Annotated in this window: 9 protein-coding genes and 1 pseudogene; 6 read left to right on the top strand and 4 right to left on the bottom strand. The window is 59.7% G+C overall.

The genetic code is table 11. The features are described 5' to 3' along the window. Nucleotides 1–130 (top strand): annotated as a pseudogene (locus tag OQK_RS30975) (hypothetical protein); the annotation flags it as partial. A 48-nt stretch (nucleotides 131–178) separates the two neighbouring features. Here OQK_RS30975 and OQK_RS04130 read toward each other — a convergent pair. Next, complete coding sequence (locus tag OQK_RS04130; RefSeq protein ID WP_016771247.1) at nucleotides 179–1,168, bottom strand: ribonuclease Z; 990 nt, start codon at nucleotides 1,166–1,168, stop codon at nucleotides 179–181. Between the two features lie 196 nt (nucleotides 1,169–1,364). Between OQK_RS04130 and OQK_RS04125 the strand changes: the two genes are divergently transcribed. From OQK_RS04125 to OQK_RS04115, 3 genes are all read left to right on the top strand, one after another. Further along, a complete protein-coding gene (locus OQK_RS04125; RefSeq protein WP_238537140.1) occupies nucleotides 1,365–2,942 on the top strand; it encodes a histidine kinase famiy protein in 1,578 nt (525 codons plus the stop codon). A gap of 90 nt (nucleotides 2,943–3,032) precedes the next feature. Then, complete coding sequence (locus OQK_RS04120; RefSeq protein ID WP_016771246.1) at nucleotides 3,033–3,263, top strand: hypothetical protein; 231 nt, start codon at nucleotides 3,033–3,035, stop codon at nucleotides 3,261–3,263. Nucleotides 3,264–3,282: 19 nt separating this feature from the next. Beyond that, nucleotides 3,283–4,260 carry an SDR family oxidoreductase gene (locus OQK_RS04115; RefSeq protein WP_016771245.1) on the top strand — a complete coding sequence of 326 codons (978 nt, stop codon included), beginning with the start codon at nucleotides 3,283–3,285 and terminating at the stop codon, nucleotides 4,258–4,260. Nucleotides 4,261–4,274: 14 nt separating this feature from the next. Here OQK_RS04115 and OQK_RS04110 read toward each other — a convergent pair whose 3' ends face one another. The 3 genes from OQK_RS04110 to OQK_RS04100 all read right to left on the bottom strand — a co-directional run bounded on the left by OQK_RS04110 (nucleotide 4,275) and on the right by OQK_RS04100 (nucleotide 5,395). Beyond that, nucleotides 4,275–4,757: a DUF4142 domain-containing protein gene (locus tag OQK_RS04110; RefSeq protein ID WP_157221866.1), complete on the bottom strand. Its 483-nt coding sequence runs from the start codon at nucleotides 4,755–4,757 to the stop codon at nucleotides 4,275–4,277. Nucleotides 4,758–4,845: 88 nt separating this feature from the next. Then, complete coding sequence (locus tag OQK_RS04105) at nucleotides 4,846–5,070, bottom strand: hypothetical protein (protein ID WP_016771243.1); 225 nt, start codon at nucleotides 5,068–5,070, stop codon at nucleotides 4,846–4,848. Nucleotides 5,071–5,203: 133 nt separating this feature from the next. Continuing rightward, entirely contained in the window at nucleotides 5,204–5,395 is a 192-nt protein-coding gene (locus tag OQK_RS04100; protein ID WP_016771242.1) for a YegP family protein, read from the bottom strand. Between the two features lie 275 nt (nucleotides 5,396–5,670). Between OQK_RS04100 and OQK_RS04095 the strand changes: the two genes are divergently transcribed. Together OQK_RS04095 and OQK_RS04090 are read left to right on the top strand one after the other, a co-directional pair. Beyond that, the gene (locus OQK_RS04095; protein ID WP_038860537.1) at nucleotides 5,671–6,636 is read left to right on the top strand and encodes a glycosyltransferase family 2 protein; all 966 of its coding nucleotides are present in this window, start codon (nucleotides 5,671–5,673) and stop codon (nucleotides 6,634–6,636) included. Between the two features lie 3 nt (nucleotides 6,637–6,639). Further along, the coding region (locus tag OQK_RS04090; RefSeq protein WP_038861096.1) for a class I SAM-dependent methyltransferase at nucleotides 6,640–6,998 on the top strand (359 nt) is incomplete at its 3' end.

Below are 6,998 nucleotides of genomic sequence, written 5' to 3'. Positions count from 1 at the left end.
GCAGAAGGCCTGCGAACAGATTCTGCCGCAGGAATTGGCCATGGCTGAATGGCTGCTCAAGCATTTGCCGCAACTGACCGACGCGTTTCTCGAACGCTCGGCGGATCCGGACAAAGAAGCCAAGAAGTAACCATGCCCACCGGCGTCCGCCTGCCAGACGGGCGGACGCGCTATCAAATTACGGTGCGACCTGCAGCGGCTTGCGCTCGATCTCCACCGGTTGCAAATGACCCAGCCGATCCAAGTGATAGCGCTGTAGATCCCGCGCGAGAATCAGTTGGCCGTCATACAGCGCCGCCGCTTCACTGCGCACATCTTCGATGGATGGACTCAGCGCCGGGTTGGTCTGATAGCGTGCGCTGAAGTGCGTCAGCACCAGGTTGCGCACCCCAGCGGATTCGGCGAAACCGGCGACAGCGGCGGCGCTACTGTGGCCGTAACTGGCACGAGCGCGGTCGATTGCTGCCTGCACGAATGTCGCTTCATGCACCAGCACGTCCGCCGATTGCGCCACTTCTGCCAGCAGTGCCGGCCGATCGTTGTCGCCGCAGACGATGATGCGCCGATCAGGTCGCGCGCTCAGCAGATAGTCGCGAGCGTGCAGCATTCGCCCGTCAACCTCCACGTCCTGACCATGGGCCAACTGACCCCAGAGCGGGCCGCGTTCGATGCCTTCAGCGTCGAGTCGCTGCACATCGAGACGCGGTTCCGGATCGGACTCGGTAAATACATAACCGTGGCACGGCACGCGGTGGGACAACTCGACGGTCTGCACCTGAACGTTGAGGTTGCGCCATTCGGTAAGCGTTTCCACAGCGTGCAGGTTGATCTCGAAGGGCAGATGCGATTGCGTCACCTCAAGGCTCATTCTCAGCCACGGCTGCAGCGCCGCCGGCAGAATAATGTCCAGCGGCCGCGTGCGTCCGGACATGCCGGTGCTCGCCAGCAGACCCGGCAAGCCCAGGCAGTGATCGGCGTGCACATGAGTGATGAAAATCGCCCGCAATTCACTCAGTGACAGCGGCGTGCGCAGCACCTGATGCTGAGTGCCTTCACCGCAATCGATCAGATACCAGCCCTTGCCGGCAGAGGCGATCAATGCTGTTGCGCTGACGTTGCGCTGGCGGGTCGGCACGCCGGCAGACGTGCCCAGAAACAACAAATCCACGGTGGTTCTCCCTGGCGGATCGGATTTCAGATATTGCGTGCAGTTCTCGGTGAGCTTTCGACAATCAGCGAGGCGATTCAGATCCATCGAAGTACCGGGACAATTCATCGGACACCCGCCGTTGCGGTGTCCAACCTTGGCACTTCGCTCGCTGATGATGGTCACAGCGAAACGGAGTCACTTAGCGGAGGTCAACTTGCCCAGAAAATCCAGGCCGATCGTCGACCGCGCCGATGCGGCGACCCTTTCGCAAGAACGCAAAGATGTGTTTTTCGCGGCGGTGCAGGTCAGCCGCATGGCCATGATTGTCACCGATCCAGCGCAGCCCGACGATCCCATCATTTTTGCCAACAATGCGTTTCTTGAACTCAGCGGCTACGAGCTGGAAGAAGTGCTCGGGCGCAACTGCAGGTTTCTGCAAGGCGAGCAGACTGATCGTTCCGTCTTGCAACAGGTCAAGCAAGCGCTCAAACATCAACACGAAACCTGCGTGGAGGTACTCAACTATCGCAAGGATGGCTCGTCGTTCTGGAACGAGCTGTTTATCGCGCCACTATTCAACGAGCGCGGGCAACTGGTGTATTTCTTCGCCTCGCAAATGGACGTCAGCCGCCGCCGTGACGCCGAGGACGGCCTGCGCTACAGCGAGAACATGGAAGCGCTGGGCCAGTTGACCGGTGGCATCGCCCACGATTTCAACAATCTGTTGCAAGTGATGATCGGCTACATCGAGCTGATCCAGCACACCGCCAAGCGGCCGAGCATTGATCCGCAACGCATCGTGGTCGGCGCCGGCCACGCTCGCGCGGCGGCGGAAAAAGCACGTTTGCTGACCCAGCATCTGCTGGCATTCTCCCGCCGACAACGGCTCGAAGGCCGGGTGATCAATCTCAATGCCTTGCTTGAGCGCTCTGCGCTGCCGACGCATGAATCCGCCGATCTGGAACCGCGATTCGAACTGGCCGAGGATTTGTGGAACTGCCGGCTCGACCCGGCGCAGGCCGAGATGGCACTGAATCATCTGCTGTCCAATGCCCGCGATGCGTTGGGGCAGCAGCAACAGCCGGTGATCACCGTGCAGACCCGCAACGTCGTTGTCCCGGACGCGACCGATCCGCACCAGGGCGGACTGGCGGCGGGGCGTTACGTCTGCATCGCGATCGCCGATAACGGCGTGGGCATTGCCGCTGACGATCTCGACAAGGTCATGGAGCCGTTTTTCACCACCAAGGAGGAGGGCAACGGTGCCGGCCTCGGTTTGTCGATGGTTTACGGCTTCGTCAAGCAATCCGGCGGTGTGGTCAAAATCGAATCGACACCGGGGCTCGGCACCACGGTGCGCCTGTTCTTCCCGGCGGATGACAGTCAGCTATCGGCACCTGGCTCCGCTGAAACCGCAGAAAATCTCAAGGGCACGGAGCGCATCCTGATCGTCGAGGATCGCGCCGAAGTTGCTGAACTGGCGCGCTTCGTACTGTCCGAACAGGGTTACCGCACTACCATCGCTGCAGACGCGAGCGAGGCACTGGCGATGTTGCAGAGTAGCGACTTTGAGCTGGTCTTCACCGATCTGGTCATGCCCGGTGAGATGAACGGGCTGGCACTGGCGCGGGAAATCAGCCAGCGCTATCCGGCCATGCAGATCCTGCTGACGACCGGCTACTGCGCGGACGAGTCGACGCCCAATGAGTTGGCTGACAATGAGTTCGAATTGATCGCCAAGCCCTACGCGCCGGTGGATCTGCTGCGCAAGCTGCGCTCAATGCTCGGCTGAAAAAACGAACTGTCAGTGAACGTTCGGCGTCCATCCTTAAGACCACATTGAGCAACCAGTGAGGGGACTATCCCCGAGGAGATGTTTGCTATGAGTGATTATCCGATGGACGAAACCGATTCCGATCACCGCAACCGCCAGTTCGGCCTGGCGCTGGGGCTGGATGCTGACGAGGTGGAGTCGTGGGTCAGTGCAATCGAAGAGGACGGCAGCGGCATGGGCTACGTCGTGCATTTTTCCAGCGAAACGCCGGTGGACGTACTGGCCAAGGTGCAAGGGCTGGGCGATGACCTGATGATCAATATCGGGCCGATCGACTGAGCATCAGGGAGAACGGTTCATGCAGGAGCAACCTTTGGTGGTGATAAGCGGCGCCAGTGCTGGCGTGGGGCGCGCGGTGGCTCATCGATTTGCCGCTGGGGGCTACCGCATCGGCCTGTTGGCGCGTGATCCGGCGGGACTGGCCGCCACGCAGGAGGAGCTGCAAGCGTATGGCGTTCAGGTTGAAACCGTTAGCGTCGATGTCGCCGATGCGCTCGCCGTGCAAGAGGCCGCGCAGCAACTGGAAGCCACGCTTGGGCCGCTGGCGGTGTGGGTCAACGCGGCGATGGTCACGGTGCTCTCGCCGATAGAACAATTGTCCGCCGCCGAGATCGAGCGCGTCACGCAGGTGACCTATCTCGGTACGGTTCATGGCACCCTGGCGGCGCTGTCGTTGATGCGTCCGCGCAACAAGGGCCTGATCATCCAGGTCGGCTCGGCACTGGCCTATCGCGCCATTCCGTTGCAGGCCGCCTATTGCGGGGCGAAGTTCGCTGTACGCGGTTTTACTGATTCATTGCGCTGTGAGTTGCTGCATGAGCGCAGCCATATTCGCGTGTGCATGGTGCAATTGCCGGCGATCAATACCCCGCAGTTCGATTGGGCGCGCAACAAATTGCCCAAGCGTCCCCAACCGGTGCCACCGATTCACGACCCCGATGTGGCAGCACGAGCAATTTTCAGTGTGGTAAAGCGTCCGCCGCGAGAGTTGTGGCTGGGGTGGTCGACGATCAAAGCGGTTGTCGGCCAATCGGTCATGCCCGGTCTGCTCGACCGTTTGATGGCGCGAAGTGCATGGTCCGGTCAGCAGACCAATGAGCCTGAAGACAACGAGCACCCGGACAACCTGTTCGAAGCGCATCCGGATCGGCATCAGACCCGTGGCCGCTTTATCGGCCGCTCAAAGGACGCGGCGCTGGCCTTGACTTCGACTCAAGTGCTGGCGGTATCGGCAGTGATTGCCGTACTGGTGGGCGTGGTTCTATTACAGCTTTGATTGTTTCCCGTTAGTCAGGGGTTGACGGATTTCAGTGCGCCAGCGGAGGGCTTGAGTTTTTCCTGCAGATCGCGGGCAGTTTTTGCCTGTTTCTCGATGTCCGGCAACGCGGATTGGGCGAAAGCCTTGAGCTGCGGATTTTGTGATGACAGCGCTTCTTTCTTGAACAGCATCAGCTTTTGCTCAAGGGTTTCGGCCTGGCTGTCGATGTAAATGCGGTCGAACGAGTCATCCCTTGATTCAAGGCGTAGCTGCTTGGCTTTGGATGCCACCGAGGGTTCGGTGGGAACCGCCATCTGCTGGCTTTGCCCCAGCTGCCTGATTTGTTTATCGAAGCGCTCATAGTCGGCGATCATTTGTCTGGCGAACGCTTTGACTTCGGGCAAGGTTGCCTTTTCCAAGGCGATGCGCGAACTGTTGTGCTGGAACAGGCTTTGCTGTGCCGCCTCTTCGATGAAGGCGTCGATGGTGTCTGCATGGCCTGGCTGGACGCTCATAGCCAAGACCGCAAGGCAGATCGCGGCGAGTGATTTCATGGCGCGTAACCTCCGCAGCATCGATGGATCGTGGCGGCCTGGGATCAGCTCATGGCTGCTGATAGTGGCCGGGGACGTTGTCGCCTTCGTCGGGACTGGTGCGTTTCTGCACCTGGACGTCGCTCAGTGAAGCGGTCTTCAATTCGGGGAAAGCGGTCTTGACCAGGGTTTCAGCGAGACCCGGATCAAGGGTGTCGCCATCGTGGATCAGCGTGCGGCTTTGCGGCTGGTTGTCGACGATGAAACTGACGAGGTAGCGGTGCTCATGGGACATGGCTGAAATCCTTGGGTGCATGGCAGCAAAAATTGCAGTACATGCACCTTTGATGAACACCGCTGACAAGCATTCAAATAAACCCTTTGAAGGGCGACAGACGGTGCTGCTTTGCAGATGAACAGGACGTCGCTCAAATTTCCTTGATCGGCGTCTCGCCCTGTACGGCTTTGATCAGGTTGATCACATGCAGGCAATCAGCCTTGTTCACATACGATTCGCCACTGGCCACGGTCTCGTGGTTGCGCGCGCGCAGACGCCAGCGCCATTGGCCTTTGCCAGTGCTCGGGGTGCCTCGGGTTTGTCGGTAGATTTCGAAATACATGGGGTTCGCTCCCTGCGATGGATGTGCGCGCCAACCTGTGTGGCGCATCGACGCAAGCCTAGCGCAGCGGGTTTTTTTGGCTATCGCGGATTTGTTTCCAATCGTTCGCGGATGTTTCTGAAAGACCCTGCCCAGAGCGCCGCGACTGCCCGGCGAATTGGCCGATATGACGCCGTGTCATGCTTGCACGTGCGTGCCTGCTACTGCTTAATACGGGACGGCTCATGGCCTCGAAAAACTTTCGATGACCGACAAACTATAAAAAGAGCACTCCTTTGACTGAGCACGGAACGCAACAGGCGGGGCAGGTGGCGTTGTCGCTGGTGATCCCCGTTTTCAACGAGGCCGACAGCCTCGACAGCTTTCTTTCGCGCATCGACGATGTCTTTCAGACGCAGGCGCTGATCGATCTTGAACTGGTCTTCATCAACGATGGCAGCACCGACACGACCCTTGAGCGCTTGCTTGAACGGCAGCGGCAAGACTCGCGTCTGCGCATCGTCGACCTGAGTCGAAACTTTGGTAAGGAAGCGGCGTTGTCGGCCGGTCTGCAAATGGCCGGCGGGCAGATCGTGGTACCGATCGACGCCGATCTGCAGGACCCGCCGGAAGTCATCTTGCAAATGATCGAGCGCTGGCGTGAAGGTTATGAAGTGGTGCTCGGCCATCGCGTCAGCCGCCGCAGCGACACGTGGGCCAAGTCGACCTCGGCCCACTGGTTCTATCGCCTGCACAACCGCATCGCCGAACAGCCGTTGCCGGAGAACGTTGGCGACTTCCGCCTGATGGACCGCTGCGTGGTCGATGCCTTGCTGACCCTGCCCGAGTCGCGGCGCTTCATGAAAGGTCTGTTCGCCTGGGTCGGTTTCCGCACCACCCACGTCGACTACGAACGCCCCGAGCGCGTGGCCGGACAAAGCAAATTCAATGGCTGGCGGCTGTGGAATTTCGCCCTCGAAGGCATTACCAGTTTCAGTACCGAGCCGCTGCGGGTCTGGACTTACCTGGGGGCGACGGTTTCGCTGGTGTCGTTTGCGTTCGCCATGTTCATTGTCCTGCGCACACTGATCCACGGCGTCGACTTGCCCGGTTATGCCTCGCTGATGGTCGCAGTCACGTTCCTTGGCGGTTTGCAATTGATCGGCATTGGCGTACTCGGCGAATACCTCGGCCGCACCTATATCGAATCCAAACGCCGACCGGTTTTTCTGGTGCGTCGCGTCTACGACCCCAAGGACTGACAGATGGATCTCAAGGAAACCGACATCCTCGGCGACAGTATCGATGACCATTGGTATTACTGCTGCAAAGCGGCGGCGACCCGGCGTTTGCTGGGCGACATGCCGATTCGGCGAATACTCGATGTCGGTGCCGGCTCGGGTTTTTTCTCGCATCATCTGCTGACCCACACCGACGCGCATGAGGCGTGGTGCGTCGACATCAGTTACCCGGCCGATTCAAGCGCCACCAGCGCGGGCAAACCGGTGCATTACCGACGCAGCATCGACAGCATTGATGCCGATCTGGTGTTACTGATGGATGTGCTCGAGCATGTCGACGACGACCTCGGCCTGCTCAAAAGCTATGTCGATAAAGTGCCTTC

Origin of the sequence: Pseudomonas sp. R62 (assembly GCF_000257605.1) — a bacterium.
GTDB lineage: Bacteria > Pseudomonadota > Gammaproteobacteria > Pseudomonadales > Pseudomonadaceae > Aquipseudomonas > Aquipseudomonas atacamensis.
The sequence above is the reverse complement of the archived record's forward strand: the minus strand, read 5'-3'. Positions and strand labels throughout refer to the sequence as shown.

Excerpts from the sequence above, each read along its gene's own strand:
- OQK_RS04120 (WP_016771246.1), top strand. The coding sequence starts at position 3,033 with ATGAGTGATTATCCGATGGACGAAACCGATTCCGATCACCGCAACCGC.
- OQK_RS04115 (WP_016771245.1), top strand. The coding sequence starts at position 3,283 with ATGCAGGAGCAACCTTTGGTGGTGATAAGCGGCGCCAGTGCTGGCGTG.
- OQK_RS04110 (WP_157221866.1), bottom strand. The coding sequence starts at position 4,757 with ATGAGCGTCCAGCCAGGCCATGCAGACACCATCGACGCCTTCATCGAA.
- OQK_RS04105 (WP_016771243.1), bottom strand. The coding sequence starts at position 5,070 with ATGTCCCATGAGCACCGCTACCTCGTCAGTTTCATCGTCGACAACCAG.
- OQK_RS04100 (WP_016771242.1), bottom strand. The coding sequence starts at position 5,395 with ATGTATTTCGAAATCTACCGACAAACCCGAGGCACCCCGAGCACTGGC.